General features: G+C 62.3%; 15 protein-coding genes, 1 tRNA gene and 1 pseudogene. 3 read left to right on the top strand and 14 right to left on the bottom strand.

Features of this window, described 5'->3' with window-relative positions; translation table 11 throughout:
* Nucleotides 1–11: 11 nt before the first annotated feature.
* The 3 genes and pseudogenes from DN388_RS12380 to DN388_RS12370 all read right to left on the bottom strand — a co-directional run bounded on the left by DN388_RS12380 (nucleotide 12) and on the right by DN388_RS12370 (nucleotide 6,964).
* Nucleotides 12–2,477: an EAL domain-containing protein gene (locus DN388_RS12380; protein WP_058540378.1), complete on the bottom strand. Its 2,466-nt coding sequence runs from the start codon at nucleotides 2,475–2,477 to the stop codon at nucleotides 12–14.
* Nucleotides 2,478–2,718: 241 nt separating this feature from the next.
* Nucleotides 2,719–4,863 (bottom strand): annotated as a pseudogene (locus DN388_RS12375) (TonB-dependent receptor); the annotation flags it as partial.
* Nucleotides 4,864–5,017: 154 nt separating this feature from the next.
* A complete protein-coding gene (locus tag DN388_RS12370) occupies nucleotides 5,018–6,964 on the bottom strand; it encodes a methyl-accepting chemotaxis protein (protein ID WP_254999971.1) in 1,947 nt (648 codons plus the stop codon).
* 302 nt (nucleotides 6,965–7,266) lie between these two features.
* Between DN388_RS12370 and DN388_RS12365 the strand changes: the two genes are divergently transcribed.
* Both DN388_RS12365 and DN388_RS12360 read left to right on the top strand, forming a co-directional pair.
* Nucleotides 7,267–9,432, top strand: a complete 2,166-nt coding sequence (locus DN388_RS12365) for a methyl-accepting chemotaxis protein (protein ID WP_254999970.1) — start codon at nucleotides 7,267–7,269, stop codon at nucleotides 9,430–9,432.
* Nucleotides 9,433–9,614: 182 nt separating this feature from the next.
* Nucleotides 9,615–9,688: transfer RNA gene (locus tag DN388_RS12360), tRNA-Cys, on the top strand.
* Nucleotides 9,689–9,787: 99 nt separating this feature from the next.
* Here the strand turns inward: DN388_RS12360 and DN388_RS12355 are convergent.
* From DN388_RS12355 to DN388_RS12310, 10 genes are all read right to left on the bottom strand, one after another.
* Nucleotides 9,788–10,837, bottom strand: coding sequence for a tyrosine-type recombinase/integrase (locus DN388_RS12355; protein ID WP_254999969.1), 1,050 nt, complete (start codon nucleotides 10,835–10,837; stop codon nucleotides 9,788–9,790).
* Nucleotide 10,838: 1 nt separating this feature from the next.
* Nucleotides 10,839–11,081 (bottom strand): DUF4224 domain-containing protein, encoded by a 243-nt coding sequence (locus tag DN388_RS12350; protein WP_088514779.1) that lies wholly within the window; start codon nucleotides 11,079–11,081, stop codon nucleotides 10,839–10,841.
* A gap of 271 nt (nucleotides 11,082–11,352) precedes the next feature.
* On the bottom strand, nucleotides 11,353–11,898 hold the full coding sequence (locus DN388_RS12345) for a hypothetical protein (RefSeq protein ID WP_254999966.1): 546 nt from the start codon (nucleotides 11,896–11,898) through the stop codon (nucleotides 11,353–11,355).
* Between the two features lie 162 nt (nucleotides 11,899–12,060).
* Nucleotides 12,061–12,468 (bottom strand): phage protein NinX family protein, encoded by a 408-nt coding sequence (locus DN388_RS12340; protein WP_254999965.1) that lies wholly within the window; start codon nucleotides 12,466–12,468, stop codon nucleotides 12,061–12,063.
* The gene (locus DN388_RS12335; RefSeq protein ID WP_254999964.1) at nucleotides 12,465–12,860 is read right to left on the bottom strand and encodes a hypothetical protein; all 396 of its coding nucleotides are present in this window, start codon (nucleotides 12,858–12,860) and stop codon (nucleotides 12,465–12,467) included. Before DN388_RS12335 ends, DN388_RS12340 begins: the two co-directional genes overlap by 4 nt.
* Nucleotides 12,857–13,237 (bottom strand): hypothetical protein, encoded by a 381-nt coding sequence (locus tag DN388_RS12330; RefSeq protein WP_254999963.1) that lies wholly within the window; start codon nucleotides 13,235–13,237, stop codon nucleotides 12,857–12,859. Before DN388_RS12330 ends, DN388_RS12335 begins: the two co-directional genes overlap by 4 nt.
* Entirely contained in the window at nucleotides 13,234–13,488 is a 255-nt protein-coding gene (locus DN388_RS12325) for a hypothetical protein (RefSeq protein ID WP_254999961.1), read from the bottom strand. The genes DN388_RS12330 and DN388_RS12325 overlap by 4 nt, the downstream gene beginning before the upstream one ends.
* Nucleotides 13,485–13,895 carry a hypothetical protein gene (locus DN388_RS12320; protein WP_254999959.1) on the bottom strand — a complete coding sequence of 137 codons (411 nt, stop codon included), beginning with the start codon at nucleotides 13,893–13,895 and terminating at the stop codon, nucleotides 13,485–13,487. The genes DN388_RS12325 and DN388_RS12320 overlap by 4 nt, the downstream gene beginning before the upstream one ends.
* 60 nt (nucleotides 13,896–13,955) lie before the next feature.
* Nucleotides 13,956–14,249 carry a hypothetical protein gene (locus DN388_RS12315; protein ID WP_210014789.1) on the bottom strand — a complete coding sequence of 98 codons (294 nt, stop codon included), beginning with the start codon at nucleotides 14,247–14,249 and terminating at the stop codon, nucleotides 13,956–13,958.
* Between the two features lie 90 nt (nucleotides 14,250–14,339).
* Nucleotides 14,340–15,356, bottom strand: coding sequence for a hypothetical protein (locus DN388_RS12310; RefSeq protein WP_254999956.1), 1,017 nt, complete (start codon nucleotides 15,354–15,356; stop codon nucleotides 14,340–14,342).
* Between the two features lie 55 nt (nucleotides 15,357–15,411).
* On the opposite strand from DN388_RS12310, the gene DN388_RS12305 reads away from it, so the two are divergent.
* Nucleotides 15,412–16,113 (top strand): TIGR02391 family protein, encoded by a 702-nt coding sequence (locus tag DN388_RS12305; RefSeq protein WP_254999955.1) that lies wholly within the window; start codon nucleotides 15,412–15,414, stop codon nucleotides 16,111–16,113.
* Here the strand turns inward: DN388_RS12305 and DN388_RS12300 are convergent.
* Entirely contained in the window at nucleotides 16,055–16,342 is a 288-nt protein-coding gene (locus DN388_RS12300) for a hypothetical protein (protein ID WP_254999953.1), read from the bottom strand. The two genes, DN388_RS12305 and DN388_RS12300, sit on opposite strands and share 59 nt — an antisense overlap.
* Between the last annotated feature and the right edge of the window lie 159 nt (nucleotides 16,343–16,501).

Genomic DNA, 16,501 nt, shown 5'->3' with positions numbered 1-16,501 from the left:
CGCTCGCTGATCTACCGGCCTCCCTTCTGGCGCTTGTCAGCCGGCTGCGGATGCCCGAACAGATACCCCTGAAAATGCGAGCAACCCTCGGCCTGCAACTGCTTGAACTGCGCCTCGGTCTCCACCCCCTCGGCGGTGGTGTTGATCAGCAGGCTGCTGCTCATGCCGGTAATGGCGCGGATGATCGACATCGCCTCGCGGCTTTCGCCCATGTCGTGCACGAACGACTTGTCGATCTTGATCCGGTCGAACGGGAACGAACGCAGGTAGCCCAGCGAGGAGTAGCCGGTACCGAAGTCGTCCAGGGCAATACGCACGCCCATGTCCTTGAGCGCCTGCAGGGTACGCAGGTTGCCGTCGCTGTTCTCCAGCAGCACCGATTCGGTGATCTCCAGTTCCAGGCGCGACGGGTCGAGCCTGGCGTCGGTCAGCGCAAGCTGCACCACTTCCACCAGGTCGCTGTTCTTGAACTGTACCGGCGACAGGTTGACCGCCACCGATTGCTCGGTGGCCCAGCTGGCGGCCTCCTGGCAGGCCAGGTTCAGCGCCCGCGTACCCACCTCGTGGATCAGCCCGGTCTCTTCGGCAATCGGGATGAAGTCCATCGGCATGACCTGCCCCTTGACCGGGTGCTGCCAGCGCATCAGCGCCTCGTAGCCGGTGATCTGCCCGTCGTTGCCGATGATCGGCTGGTAGTGCATGTGCAGCTGGCCCAGGTGCAGCGCGGTGCGCAGGTCGGTTTCCATGATGCGACGGCGCCGCGCGGCTTCGTCGAGCTCGGGGTGGAACAGCTCGTAGCGGTTGCGCCCGTTGCGCTTGGCCTCGTACAGCGCCATGTCGGCGTAGCGCAGCAACTGGTCGGCCTTGTGGTGGTCGACCGGCGCGATGGCGATACCCACGCTCAGGCCCACCGAGAAACTGTGGCCGTCGATCAGGAACGCCGGCGCCACTGCCTCGATCAGGCGCGTGGCGGTGCGCTGGGCATCCTCGAGGCGCGCCAGGTGCGGCAGCACCACGGCGAACTCGTCACCGCCCAGGCGCGCCAGGGTGTCCTGGTCGCGCAGCACGCTGCGCAGGCGCTGGCCCAAAGCACGCAGCAGGCGGTCGCCGAAGGCATGCCCCAGGGCATCGTTGATGTTCTTGAAATTGTCCAGGTCCAGACACAGCGCCGCAGTCATGTGCTGGCGCGCCTGCCCGTCGGCCAGCGCCTCTTCCAGGCAGTTGTGGAACAGCGTGCGGTTGGGCAGGCCGGTGAGTTCGTCGTGGTGCGCCATGTGGTGAATCTGCGCGTGCGCGGCGATCTCGTCGGTGACGTCGTCGGCGATCTGCAGCACATAGTGGCCCGCACCCACCTGCGGGTTGCGGCTGAGCAGGGTGCGTGAGCGCAGGGTGCGTCGGCCCAGCGGGGTGTCGAGGTGGTCTTCGGTCAGGTGCAGGCCGTTGTGGTTCAGGCAATGCTCGGTGAGGTGTTCGAGGTAGCCGGCCATCACCGGCACCAGGCTCTGCTGCGGGGTACTGCCGACCAGGGCGCACTGCTGGCTGGAGAACAGCTTCTCGGCCTGCGGGTTGGCCAGCAGGATCTGGCGCGAGGCCACGTCCAGCACCATCACGCTGGACGGGATGTTGCTGATCACCGAGTCGAGAAACTGCGACAGCGCGGCCATTTTCTCGCTCTGCGCCTCGGCCAGCTCCTTGGCTGCCAGCAGGTCGAGTTCGTACTGGCGGCGCTCGGTGATGTCGCGGGTGATCTTGGCAAACCCCAGCAGCTGGCCATCGTCGTCGTGGATGGCTTCGATCACCACGTTGGTCCAGAAGTGCGAGCCGTCCTTGCGCTGGCGCAGGCCCTGGGCCTCGAAGCGGCCGGTCTGGCGTGCGGCGTCCAGGCACTGGGCGGGCAGGCCGGCGGCGCGGTCCGCCGGGGTGTAGAACACCGAGAAATGCTGGCCGACGATCTCGTCGTGGGTGTAGCCCTTGGCCCGCTCGGCGCCGGCGTTCCAGTTGATCACATGGCCCAGCGGGTCGAGCATGTAGATGGCGTAGTCGTTCACGCCTTGTACCAGCAGGCGGAAGTGGCGCTCCTGTTCACGTTGTTCGAGCAGGGCGCGGCGCTGTTCGGTGCAGTCGCGGGTAACCTTGGCAAAGCCGACCAGGTGGCCGTCGTCGTCATGCACCGCGTCGATCACCACGTGCGCCCAGAACGCACTGCCGTCCTTGCGCAGGCGCCAGCCCTCGGCCTCGAAGCGGCCCTGGTCGCGGGCGGTCTGCAGGTTTTTCTGCGGCAACTGCGTGGCGCGCTCCTCGGCGCTGTAGAACACCGAGAAATGCTCGCCGATGATCTCTTCGCCGGTATACCCCTTGGCCCGCTGCGCCCCGGCGTTCCAGTTGCTGACCACACCCTCCGGGGTCAGCATGTAGATCGCGTAATCGATCACGCTCTGTACCAGCAGGCGATACATTACATCGGAGTTTTCAATCATGTCGGCATCTCGGATCGCGTGGGGATGAAGCCAGCGGGGTGGGCAAGAGGAAACGAAAGGCGCGGGTGCGCAAAGCGGCACACTCAATATCAGGGCCGGATGCGAACGGCAATGGTTCTTTGGTACTGATTTTGGCGGCGCTCAGGGATTTGCGCGGCGCGAGGTGGGCATTTGGCCAGCAACGCCGGCTCCTGCAGGCTGCGTGCGCCCGTGCAGGAGCCGGCAATGCCGGCGAAGGGGCTCAGAACTCCAGCTGTGCCGAGAACGTCAGGGTACGCGGCGCGCCCAGGAAGTGGTCGCTCAGCCAGTACGCCTTGTTGGTCAGGTTGCTGACGTTGGCGCGCAGGGTCAGGGCGTTTTCCGCCAGCGGCAGGCGATAACGCGCACCGGCATCGAAGGTGGTGAACGACGGCAGGCTGTAGTGGTTGGCCTCATCCACGTACTGCTTGCCGGTGTAATAGGCGCCGCCGGTCACGGCGAATCCGGGCACGCCGTTCAGGTCGTATTCGGCGTACACCTTGGCCAGCTGGCTGGCCACGCCCACCGGCTTGTTGCCCTCGATGCTGGCGTTGGCCGCCTTCTTCACCTGGGGGTCGAGCAGGGTCAGGCCGCTGACCAGGGTCAGCTGCGGGGTGACCTTGCCGGTGATGCCGAACTCCAGGCCGTTGTTCTCCTGGCGTCCGTCCTGCACGTAGATCTGCTGCTGGTTGGTGTAGCCATTGGGCTTGTCGATGTTGAACAGTGCCAGGGTCAGCAGGGCTTCGCCCACTTCGGCCTTGACCCCCACCTCGTACTGCTCGCTGATGGCCGGGGCCATGGCCTGGCCGGCGTTGAGTGCGGTGTTGGGCGCGATGCCGCCGGCCTGCAGGCCTTCGATGTAGGTGGCGTAGGTGGTCAGCCAGGGCAGCGGCTTGTAGATCAGCGAGACGTTGGGCGAGGTCTTGCTCTGGTTGTAGTTGTCGATCTGGCTCGGGGTGCCGAACGATTCGGCCCACAGGAAGTTGTCGCTGAAGGTCTTGATGCGGTTGCGGGTGACCCCGAGGATGGTCGACCATTGTTCGTTGAAGGTGATCACATCGCCCAGCAGCAGGTTGTCGGCCTGGGTGCGCGAGGACAGGCGCTGGTCGCCGTGGCCGATGGAGTAGTCGGGCTTGGCGTACTGCGGGGTTTCATCCAGCGGGATCGAGCCGTTGCCGCCCACCGGCTGGTACTGCGGCCCCGGGAAGGGAATGTAGTCGGTGTAGTCGCGTACCCGCGCCACGTTGCCCTGGTAGCCGAAGGTGACCTTGTGGCCGATGCTGGCGGTGTCGAAGGCCGCGTCGGCGAACAGGTAGGCCGAGGTTTCCTCGCGCTCGACCGGGGCGAAGGCGTACAGCGGTTGGCTGTAGACCCCGGGCGAGGTCACGGTGGGGCCGGTGTAGGCGTACTGGGTGCGGTTGCGGTCGTGGGCCACCGCGCCGCGCAGGCTGAACACCTCGTTCAGGCGCCAGTTGAAGCGGCTGCCGACACGCTCGTGCTCGCTGTCGGAGAACGCCCAGCGCTGGCTGTAGAGCTTGTCGTTGTCCAACTGATCGGCGTCGGGGCGCAGGCGCTGGTCGGCGAAGTACCAGTAGCTGGTCAGGCCGTGGGTCTGGTTTTTCTTGTACGAGGCGTCGAACTGCACCAGCAGGTCGTCGCTGACGTTCCAGTCCAGCGCCAGGCTGACCATCTTGCGACGGCGGTTCTGCAGGTCGATGGCGGTCTCGCCGTCCTGGGCCAGCACGTTGACGCGGTAGGCCAGCACGCCCTGATCGTCGATCGGGCCGCCGAAGTCGCCGTGCACATAGGCGTTCTCGCCGCCGGCGTTGCCCAGGGTCACGCTGTTGTAGCGCTCGTAGGTGGGGCGCTTGAGCACGTAGTTGACCAGCCCGCCCGGGCTGCCGGGGCCATACAGGAAGCCGCTGAGGCCGGTGACGATCTCCAGGCGCTCCATCTCCTCGACGAAGTTGCCGCTGTCGGAGCCATTGCTGAAACGCAGGCCGTCGTTGGCGATGTTGAGATTGCCCAGGTCGTTGAAACCGCGGATCGCCACCGAACTGGCATAGCCGGCGCCCGAGGGCGAGGTGAACTGGGTGAAGGGGCTGAGCTTGAAGATGTCGTCGGTGGAGGTGGCCTGGGTGTTGCGGATCAGCTCGCTGGACACCACGCTGATCGAATAGGGCGTGTCCTTGAGGGCCATGCCGCCCAGGGCGCCGACGTTCTTCAGCGAGTCGGTGAGGTAGCCGGCTTCGGCGCTGCCGTCGGCGATGCGGGTGGCGTTGACGTCGGTTTGCGGCAGGTTCAGCCGGGCTTGGGGCACAGCCTGTTCATCGGCGGCCAGCAGCGGCGTGGCGATACCGGCGCAGGCAATCGCAAGCGCCAGCAGGTGAGGGCGGGGCGTAGGGGCGGCAACGGACATGGGGTCAGGTTCCTGATGTGAATGGTTCTCAGTAACCCTGTTGCCGCACGAGAAACAAAAAGTGACAGAGGCGCTGCAAAATAAATCGTGCAGCGCCTTTTTTTCAGGTTTTGAAGCGCCGTACCAGCGTGTTCATTTCGTTGGACAGCTGGGTCAGGTTGAACGCATCGCTCTTGGCTTCACTGGCCAGTTGCGCCACCCGCTGCGCATCGCCGTGGATCTGGCTGATGTGCTGGTTGATGCTTTCGGCCACCTGGTGCTGCTCTTCGGCGGCGGTGGCGATCTGGGTGTTCATGTCGCGGATCATGTCCACCGACTCGCGGATCTGGCCAAAGCGGGTGCGTGCCTCGCCGATGCGGCTGACCGAGTCCTGCGACAGGCTCAGGCTGGTGTTCATCTGTGCTGCGACCTGGCTGGTGCCGCGGGCCAGGTTGGCGAGCATGCCGTCGATCTCGGCGGTGGAGTCGGCTGTGCGCTTGGCCAGCGCACGCACTTCGTCGGCCACCACGGCAAAGCCGCGACCCTGCTCGCCGGCCCGCGCCGCCTCGATGGCCGCGTTCAAGGCCAGCAGGTTGGTCTGCTCGGCAATCGAGCGGATGGTGCTGAGGATCGACTGGATGGCGTTGCTGTCGCGCTCCAGCTGCTGCATGGATTGCGCCGACTGGGCAATTTCCTGGCTGAGCTGGTCGACGCTGCCCACGGCGGCGTCGATCTGCTGCTGGCCCTCGGAAGCCTGGCGCTGGCCGTTGTCGGCCGACTCGGCGGCCTGGCTGCACGAACGCGCGACCTCGTTGGCGGTGGCGACCATTTCATGGAAGGCGGTCGACACCATGTCCACGGCCTCGCGCTGGCGACTGGCGGCGTCGGCCATTTCGTTGGACACGCTGGTGGCGCTGTGGGAGTTGGTCAGGATGCCATCGGCGGCGTGCATGATGTGCTGGATCAGGCTGCGGATCGCGCCCAGGAACTGGTTGAACCAGCCCGAGAGCTGGGCCGTTTCGTCGTTGCCGCGCACATGCAGGTTGCGGGTCAGGTCGCCTTCGCCCTGGGCGATGCCTTCCAGGCCGTGGGACACGTCGTTGATCGGGCGCACGATGACCTTGGCAAAGCTGGCACCGACGAAGGCGAACAGCAGCCCAAGCGCGGCGGCAATGCCGACGATCAGCCAGGTGAGGCGGGTGGCCGAGGCCATCACTTCACTCTGCTTGACCAGGCCGATGAAGCACCAGCCCAGTTGCTCGGAAGGCCACACGTTGGCCATGTAGCGCTCACCGTCAAGCTCGATCTCCACCAGCCCCTGGGTAGTCTTGGCCAGTTGCGCATAGCCCTGGCCGAGGCTGTCGAGCTGTTTGAAGTTGTGCGCCGGCTGCTTGGGGTCGACCAGGATGTTGCCGCTCTGCTCCAGCAGCATCACGTAGCCGGTTTCACCCAGCTTGAGCTGCTTGATGATCTCGGTCAGTTGCTTGAGCGACACATCCACGCTCACCACGCCGCCGTTGGCGCCCAGCGCGTTGGGCAGGCTGCGCACGGTGCTGACCAGCACCGCGTCGTCGTTGGCCCAGTAGTAGGCGGCGGTACGCAGGGTCTTGCCCGGGTTGGCCTGGGCCATCTTGAACCAGGGGCGCTGGCGCGGATCGTAGTTGGCCAGGCTGGGGTCTTCGGGCCATGAGATGTAGCCGCCCTCGGTGGTGCCGATGGAGATGTAGCCATAGGCCGGGTGGCTGGCGCCGAGGCGGGCAAAGTAGTCGAACACCGGTTTGTCCTGCGGCCCCATCGGCAGCGTGGGGGCGTCGGGCGAAATGTACTTCTTCAGGCTGGCGTCGGTGTTCTGCAGCATGGGCAGCTTGCTGAGAAATTCGATGTTCTGGCTGATGCCGTCGAAGAACAACTGCATGGCATTGGCCACCTGTCGAATCTCGCGGTCGCTGCCGTCGACGAAGTTGTCCCGCGCCTCCAGGCGGATGTTGAGTATCACCAGCGTAGCGACGACCAGTATCGGTACGCAGGCGATGGTCGCGAAGCCCCACGTGAGTTTCTGTTTGATGTTCATATCCGCTCCGCTGACGCCGTTTAATTGTTGTTTCGTCTGGTCGGGTTATCGGCGTGGCGAGCGGCCGCTTGAGCAGCAAAGGCAAGGATTGTAGGACATTTCATCTGCGCACTCCTGCGGTGCACACAAGCGCGTTCATGCGCCGTTTCGGGGCGCAGAAAAGGTGGGTTCGCAGGGGGCATGGAAGGGGCTGGCAGAGTGCTATCTGGCTGGCTTGCGCGTCGGTTTTCAAGGTGGTTTTTTGCGTTGGCCTGGTAGTTGCCTGCCGAATGGACAAAGGAATGTCGTATCGGGAGATGTAAATGTCGCTATCGAACAATTGCATGCAACTGTCCGCCGCAGAAAAGCGCTGGCTGCCATGGTTTGGCAAGACCGGCAAACTGGCCATGGGCTGGGCCTGCCGCCTCAACCGATCGGCGTACCCGGTGATCGGGCAGACCTTCGAAGCCATTGCGCAAACCCGCGTCAAGTTGCTGCAGGGCTGGGCCCAGGAGCAGTGGGAGCACCTGGCGGAGCTGGCCGCCAGTGCCGGCAGCGACATCCGCAGCCTCGATGGGCAGGTATTGCAGCAGAAGCTGGCCCAGGCCGAAGACTTTTCCGAGTTGTTCGTGGTGGATGCGGCGGGCGAGGTGCTTGCCTCGACCTGGCGCGGCCAGGGCACGCGCCCGCGCATCGACCCACGGCCGCTGGCCGAGGGGCTGAAGGCGCCGTTTCTGCATGGGCCCTACAGCGACCCGCTGACCCTGGCGATCGGCCCGTCGACCTCCAGCTTTCATGATGAAGTGACGCTGATGTTCTACCAGCCGATCAAGGTCGACCGCCAGGTGGTGGGCTGCCTGTGTGCACGGGTGCCCAACGACGTACTGGGCGACCTGATCCAGCGCGAGGCCGGGCATATCTTTGCCGAGTCCGGGGACAACTACCTGTTCATGGTGCAGTCGCGTTTCGACCCCGGCCTGCAGCCGGGGGTGGCCTTGTCGCGCTCGCGCTTCGAGGACGGCACCTTCAGCCACGGGGAGAACCTCAAGAGCGGCGTGCACACCCCGTGGAAAACCGTGCAGGTGCAGCGCCACACCGAGCTTGAGCTGCGCTTCACCGACCCGGCCACCGGGCAATTGCACCCCGGCGTGCGCGAAACCATCCGCACCGGCGCCAACCTGTTCGTGAGCTACCCCGGCTATTCGGACTACCGCCACATTCCCGTGGTGGGCAAGGGCGTGACCTTTCAGTTGCCCGGCTCGCCGGACCGCTGGGGCATGATGTGCGAAGCCGACCTGGAGGAGGTGTACCGGCGGCGCTCGCTGAGCTACGGCCTGATGAAGCCGTACCTGGCGACCATGCTCGGCCTGTTCGTCAGCAACTACCTGGTGCAGCACTACAGCGGCCTCGACCAGGGCCTGATCGATGCGTGCGAGGGCGTGAGCCTGCTGCTGGCCGCGCTGGTGTTCAGCGTGCTGGGGCCGCGGCGCCTCGCCGCGCGCCTGAGCGAGATGACCGGCGTGATCAGGGCCATCGCCGAAGGCGAGGGCAACCTGCGCCAGCGCCTGGACACCACGCGCATGGCCAATGACGAGACCGGCGACATGGGGCGCTGGATCAACAGCTTCATCGACCACCTGGACGCGGTGGTGGGGCAGGTGATCAAGGCCAGCCACAGCGTGGGCACCACCAACCAGATGATGCTGGGGCGCAGCCAGGCCGCCAGCCTCACCTCCGGGGAGGTGGCCGATGCCGTGCACCGCATGATGGTGATCGTGGAGGAGCAACTGGGCGAGATCCAGCAGGCCTCGGCTGGCGCCGAGCAGATGAAGCAGGCCATGGACGAGGTGGTCAGCCGGGCGCGGGAGCAGTTCCTGACCGTGCAGGCGGGCACCCAGTCGATACGCGATGTGGTGCAGCGCTCATCGTCCAGTGTCAGGCTGCTGGACAGCCGCATGGCCGAGATCGGCAACATCACCGGGTTGATCAGCGACATCACCAGCCAGACCAACCTGCTGGCGCTCAATGCCGCCATCGAGGCGGCGCGTGCCGGCGAGCATGGTCGCGGCTTTGCGGTGGTGGCCGACGAGGTGCGCAGCCTGGCGGCGCGCACGGCACGGGCGGCCGACGATATCCGTACGATGGTCGACGGTTTGCACAGCGAGACGCAGCAGGCCGTGGGCTTCATGCAGAGCGGCGTGCAGGACGTGGATGACAGCTTGCGCCTGGCCGAGCAGGCCTCGTCCGAGAACGTGCAATTGCACCGGGCCGTGGAGAACATGTTCGGCATCATCCAGCAGCTCAACCAGCGCAGCCTCGAGTACGGGCGCACCATCAAGGAGGTCGATCAGGCGTCACTGGAAATGCGCCAGACCGTGACGGTGCTGCACACCAGTGCCGAGACCGTGCGCTTGAATGCGAACAAGCTGCAGAAGCTGGTGGGCGTGTTCGAAGTCAGCCGCGGGGCAGGAGAGCCTGCCGCCGCATGACCCCGTTGGCGAAAACCCACCCCAAATCTTTTTTAAATCAGGGGGTTGCAAGCCCTCCCGAATGCGGACATAATGGCGTCCATCGAAAGCGACGAGAAATAAAAATCTCAACGTTTTCAATGAGATGCAAATCTCTACAGTTTGTACGTGATTGAGCTGCTTCAGAGGGTTCAGTCATTTGAGGCCGAGTAGCAAAGTGGTTATGCTCCGGATTGCAAATCCGTCTACGCCGGTTCGATTCCGACCTCGGCCTCCATTATTGAAAGCCCCGCAGATAAACGTCTGCGGGGTTTTTCTTTGGGCGAAAGAAAAGGCCTGAGTTCCGAAACTTTGAGGGTGGAGTTCCGAAACTTTTCTATTTAGAAGGCTTCGCGATAGCGCCGATCCTGCGGTAAACGCGCTCGGTAATGCCTTCTTTCGAGTGGCCAAGCAGCAAGCTGGCATCGCCCAGATCTGTGATCTCCGAAGCCGCCTTGGGGCGGATGTCGCGGAACTGAAACTGCGCGATTCGGTTGGCGAGCTCAGGCTGCTTCTCGCTGATGGCTTTCAGTCGGGCAGACTCCCGTGCCTCCTGCCACCGGTTGCGCAGCATCTCCCAAGACAGCCGTTTGCCGCTGGCGCTCAGGATGAAGAATGGCGACAGATGCTCTCGATTCCTAAGCTTGATGCGATCCAGAAGTGTGCCCAGGCTGTTGTTCACCCCATTAACTTCCAAGATGATCCTCAGTCGCTTACCGGTTTTGCCCTGGCTGACCAGCAGGTAGGCCCCTTCCAAGTCGTCCTTTCGCATGGACAGCACGTCCGCTGGCCGCTGGCCGGTCAGGTATGCCAGGTCCATCGCGTCCTTCAGCTCCACCGGGGCCTCTTCATACACCGCTCGCCATACTGCCTCGTTAGCGTAGTAGTCGCGGGGCTTCTCCTTGTTTTTTCTCACCCCCAGGCATGGATTCTGCTGCGTCGTCAGCCCCCACTCGCGAGCCGTGTTGAATACGTGCGACAGAAGCGCGATCTCACGATTGGCCCTGGTCTTCGCGGATCGACTATCCCTGTACTGCGCGATCATGGCTGGTGTGATGGCATCGATAGGCGCCGAATCGAACACCATCCTCAGTTGCTTCAGTTCGTAGATGTTGTCCTTCTGGGTGCGGGGCGCTTTCTTAGGCAAGATGTGTCGTTCGTACTGATCGAAGATCCCTTTCATGGTCGTGAGTTCGGCCGGTATGGTTTTCGCCTCCAGCTCGGCCCATTTGAGTTTGGCCTGGGTCAGATCCGTGCCGAGGGGAATCTCCTTACCGACGGGGTCTCGGTAGTAATATCCGACCCATTCCTTGCCGCTCTTCCTAGTGCGCTTGCGCCGGTAAACACCAGGCGGCAGGTCGCGATTCTCGGTACTTCTGGGGCGCATTTCATTTCACTCGGGAAAAGTCAGGTGTCCACGCCGCGGTCGGCAGGGGCGGGGGTGTAACAGGCAGAACGCCGAGCGTGATGCCAAGCTTCATGCGCGCGTACTGGCGGCCCACCAGGGGGCGACCGCCGCGGCTCTCGACGAAGTGCCAGTTGCGATCAGTGAGCCAGCGACGCTGCCAGCCCCTGGCCTTGTAGCCAGTCAGGTCAGCCAGCTCTTCGTCCGAAAGGATCTCGGTTTCCATGGGTAGGCTCCAAGCCGCAGATTGGCGGCAATAGCTCTCCATGCCCGCGCATGTCGGCGGGCTTGAGTTGTAGGGGGTGGAAAAGTTTGTGCTCGTGCTCAATGGCGAGTCAGTAGGCGCGCAGCATCGCCAAACCTGCCGTAATGACTGAAATGCTTTAAGTTGAGACTCACAGGGGATCAACTCTGCGCCGGTGTAGTTACGGCGCGGAGAGTTTTGGATTAGGCTTTATCGCTATCGCAGGCGGGGTATCGGCTGTGCTGCGGGGCGCTCAGTGATGCGACTCAGCCGTTGCGTTAAACTCGGATGCAGTTTGGAGCATGGTAATCGACAAGGTGTACTTTCTCGGGTCGCCAGGGTCTCGCCGAAGCTGCATGTTCATCGACTGCCCCGTCCAAGTCATTACTTCGCTGCCGAACATTATCCCGGGTGACATTTCAAGTAGCTGATTTTCTCGTTCTGTGGGCATGCCATAATGCGTGGTTAGAGCTTGCCCGAGTCCGTGGAAACTGTCTGCATCTCCCGCCAGGTACATCGATTGCAGCCTCCCTTCATCCAAGATAACTGTAGCGCTCTGATTCCCAGTTACGCCGATGTACGGTAGCCCGAACAACACGTACTCACCATTTGTCGCTGTTGCTTGGCGGCAGAGCGTCGGTGGCCGGGGCTCAGTGCACTCGCTCACTTGGGCCAAAACATCTTCACTTAGAGTAATTCCCATGAACGTCGTGGGTTCGAATTGCCACTGCGCCGCAGCAGTGGCGCAGCTCGCTGTGACAATAAAAAAAATAGCAGCCTTGCTAGTACATACTTTCATCCTTACTCCTTAACAATGTTTCGCAACTCAAGCACTGATAGATTCCTGAGAGGCACCTCTAATGGCCGGTGAATGTTGCAACAGGACATTATGGCACTTAACTAGGAAAACGCGATTTGCGCGTTGACCAGGTCTGCAGATTCGCTGCGCTGACGTCAGTAGTCAGCAGGGCTCAACGGGTGTTACTGGCATCAGTTCCCCGGGCACCTGTATCACGTTACCGTTCACCTTGGTTATGACGGCTCTGCAGATCGCGACGAGTGGAGTCGGGCCCATTAGCCAGTCGGTGGGCTCATTCGGCCTGCTGGGGTAGGCCGTCCAGCCACCCCGCACTGGGCCATCGCCGATCTGATGCTTTGTCTTCAGCGGCCCTCCAAGCACCCAGTTCTCTTGCGGGTTGTACCGCTCGCAGCGTTCGGTTGCTTCGCCGCGGTACTGGACGAACACCCTGGCCGTCGCGCCGTAGTGCGGCTTGGCCACATGCACATCCAGCCCCTCGGCCTTGGCGACCGCCCAGGCCAACTGCTCGCCGACCAGGTCTGCCGTCTTCACTTCGATCAGGTCGGTCATGCCCGCCGCTCCTTCTGACGCTCTACCTCGATCTGCTCGTACAGAGCATCCACTCGCTTCTGCTTTCGGTTAATTGCCTCGGAGCGGCTCAGGTGGTCCCTTATGGCCTTGTCATACGGCTCGATCTTCTCGATCAGCCGAAGGCGCTCGTTCGGGTCTTTCGACTCGTTAAACTGCTTGGCCAGGAGATCACGTTCGCCAAAGTCGAGGTGGTCAAGTGCCCGGTTTTCCTTCTCCATCTCAGCGATTACGGCGGCAGATTGCCGATTCCAGCGCAGGTACAGCACATCACTCATCTTGGGCTTGATGAAGAAATGCTGCGACCTGATCCACTCCACCAAGTCTTCCTTGGTCATTTCGTCGAGCACGTCTTTGCGCGGGGCTTTGTTCACAGCTGATACCTCTCATCAATCCAGCGCCCAGGCGCCACATTCCGAGGCAAAGCGAATGCCTCGCCAAGCTCTGCTACGACGATCGCGCGGCATGCGGCGATGTCGATTGTGTCGCCGCCACAGACCACGTCGCCGACCCTTGCCGAGAACGCGAATCCGGGAAGCAGCGCATCGAAGCGCACTCGATGGCTGAGGATTTGCTCGCTGGCCAATCGGCTGTCAGATGTGGGGCTGAAGCGCTTGAAAACGCTTCCGCCAATTGCCTGTCGAACCCCGGATTCAGTCATCCGAGCCTGCTTGCCGTTTGCCACCAGGGTGCAGTAGTCGAGCGCGTGCCCGGTCAGCTCCCTGGCTCTGACTTCAATCATTTCACTCACATCGAATACCTCACGTTATTCCAGCGCCCAGGCGCCAGTGCGGGTGTAGGTTCGGGTTGTGTTTCGTGCGGGGAGAGCTGGCGCTCGTTGCCGGCCTGCAGCTGGCTATCGGGGATGCGGCTGATGCCGACTCCGTTGAGCAGGTAGCAGGTGACGCCGCGCTGGCTGTCGTGCTGCACGTCGATGACGTTCTCGGTTGCGCTTGCGCCGGTGGTGGCCAGCAGCAGGAGGCAGAGGGCGAGGCGGGTCATGGTTTGTACTCGACTGGTGGCGTGACCTGGCGGGCAAAGTCGAGCACGCCCCGCGACCAGTCCTCGCCCACGCCGTCGTCGAAGGCGAACAGCATGCCGCCCAGGGCGCGGCGCAAATCGCGGATCTCTTCGACCATCGCGACCACCACGGCGGGGCGGGCTTCCCGGTAGTGAGCCTCAGCATGGACGTGTGGCTCGCCGATCCCGTAGAACTGCACACCCAAGGCCACCCCGTCGTAGTTCAGGTAGTCGGCCGTCAGCTCTACGGCGCCTTCACCGCCACGCCCCGGGCATTCCATCCAGCCTTCTTCGCCCCCAGCGACTTGAGCGCTGACGAAGTCTTGAGGTGTTGCAGACTTGGCCGCTGCTTCAATCGCGTCGAGGTCCAACTCAATTTTTTCGGACACAGGAATTCCTTGGCCGCCATATCGCGGCAGTGAATAGAGAGGAGATGGGTAGGGGGGTTGCTACGGAACGCGGACCCACCAGCTTTGCGCGTAGGCCACGCCGTCGATGAACTCGATGCCAGTGAACGTGGCGCCCATGGTCGACATGCCGGTCATCACCGCCTCATACAGCGGCGGCAGAAGCGGCTCGCCCGGGTGAATCTTCAGGATCGACGCAGAGCTGGAAGGCCGGCCCATGGGTGAGAACGCATCGACGCATAGGTGCACGTCGCCGCGAATCGGCACGGCGCTGTTGATCTCTTTCTTGCTGCGGGGCACGCCGCGCACGCGCATTGGAACGATGAGGAAGTGCATAGATGGTACTGTTCAAATAAACAGTATTTTGTGCCCGCTTCGCGCGGTCGTCGATGGCGCTTCGTCGGGTGGAGTACAAATGTTCTCCTGCTATGGCTTGCGCTCCAGGGCGGCTCGGGCTTGCCGCCGAGCCTCATCCTGTTTCAGCGAATTTCCCCTGGCCACCCATGGTACATACCCTCGCTGATCCGACCAGCTTTCGTAAATCCGCTGCGCTTCAGCTTCCAGCTCATCCCGCTCAACCGGAGCGCTCGGCTCTGCTGGTAGCTTGCGATCTTCCGGTACGGGAGGATAGCCAGGGAACGGGATCGGCTCTGTGCTGGCGGATAGGTCGCGATCTAACTCGACCATTTCCTGCCAGTGAAGTGGTGCGTACTCCTTGTTCTTACGGCAGCACTTGTGGACAAAAGCGACGAAGCTTCGGGCGCGACCGAGTAGCGCATCCCGCCTGGTAATCATCTCCAGGCGCTCTGCTGCAAGGGCCTGCCAGTTGGCCAGCTGGGCTCGTAGGGTGTCGCGTTCTTCCCGCAGCTCGTTTTGTCGGTTCACGAGCCCCTCCACCACGGAGTTATGGTAGCCCTGCTCAGCCTCGCCAGCGTCGGCGGGGCAGCCCTGGGCGGACAGGGCGGCGTCGATATCGGACAGCAGCGGCACTGGCAGGTCGAAGTCAGCTTCCCCTTCATCGCAATGCTGCTCTCGAACTGCCAGCAGGCAGCGACGTAGTAGCGCATGCGCTTCGCCTAGCTGGGCGCGCAGGGTGTGGTTGCCCTTTGCCAGGTCGCGGTTTTCTACTTCCCGAATGCACAGCAGCCGCTCAACCTCACCAGCGTCGGCGTGGGTGTACAGCGGGCCCAGCTTGGCCACCTCGTCGTGGTAGGCGTTCCAGCCCATGATCTGCCCCTGTCCATGCACGGAGAAAGACTCCTCGTAGGACTTTCGCTCAGGTAGCGCCACCGGCTCGCTCTGGTGCTGGGCGGCTGGCTGGGCAATGGCATCGTCGCATACAGAGCAATACGTATCGCGTGGTTCGGACACGCAGACGTGGCAGATTCTTCGTGACACGCTGACCATCTGTTCGGTGTTGCTGGATCGGTTTTCTGTGGGCATGGGGATACCTACTTAAGTTATGCTGGATTGGCCATTCAGATCAAAGGGAATAGACATGAGCGTCATGGCGGCGGCGGTAAGGCAATACCAGGTGGCGTATGAGGTCGTACTGGATATGCATCGAATTTGGGAGCATTCCGAGCCACAGGAGCTTTACGAAAAATATCAAGCTCTCGATGCTGAAGTTGAAAGACTGCTGAGCTTTGATGGAGTTGAAGCTGGGGCGTTCGGAAATTTAAAGCGCCACCTCTGGTTCATCGAGCTAAGGCTTCGGCAAGGATTTAAGAGCGCATGTTTCGATGATATTAAAGACATAATTTATAATGACTTGCCATCGGGATTTACGTCGCTACTAGCTTTGGAAGAGCAAACGTCTCACCTTCACGGTAGGTTTAGGGAAAGTGTTCTTCCGCTTCTAGATGGTGGTCACTTAGGCGCTGCTATCCGTGAGGTGTTCCCGATTCTCTCGACTTATCTTCGGCAGAGATTCCTTGTTTCACAGAATATTGATGGCGATGAGTTAGTTAACTATATATTTGGTGGTGGCTCTGCTGTTACCAACTTAGAAGGGGCCAAGAAAACCGCTTACAGGAATATGTTAAGCGGATTTTATGGGGTCTATCGCAACAAGTATGCACACCACGATGTTGCGCCGAGCCTGGCAGAAGTTCACGCTGTTATCGAGTTGGCAAACTCGCTCATATTTGAGATGGAAATTGTTGCAGTAGCGGCTGCTGAAGCTGAAGAGGCGGGCTAGCCAAGCAGTAATCAGACCACCCAATTTTCGGTAACTTTGTTTTCTGGTTGATCACCGGTTTGCCTTTGGCGTCGGTGATCTCGCACTTGGCCCTGATGCGCAGATCGCGGCACTGGCCTGATTTCCTGGCCAGCTCAATGAACTGCTGGGCGTACTGCGGTGCGTCGAACATTTGGCTCAACTGCTTCACCTTCTCGCTGGCCATGATCGCTGCGGCGCGCTGCTCCACGGCCTCATTCCACTCAGCAAGGGTCAGCTCCAGGGGGGGCGCCGGCTTTCCCGCTCGGCCTGGTCGTCTTGGTGATCTTCCTGGCCTCGGCCAGCGCTACGTCGGCGGTCATGCCGAAGACTGCGAATGTGCTCATGGTGATCTCCGGGCAGCCACCAG

The organism is Pseudomonas sp. S12(2018) (assembly GCF_024355235.1).
Taxonomy (GTDB): Bacteria; Pseudomonadota; Gammaproteobacteria; order Pseudomonadales; family Pseudomonadaceae; genus Aquipseudomonas; species Aquipseudomonas palmensis.
This window is presented reverse-complemented; position numbering and strand designations above follow the sequence as displayed.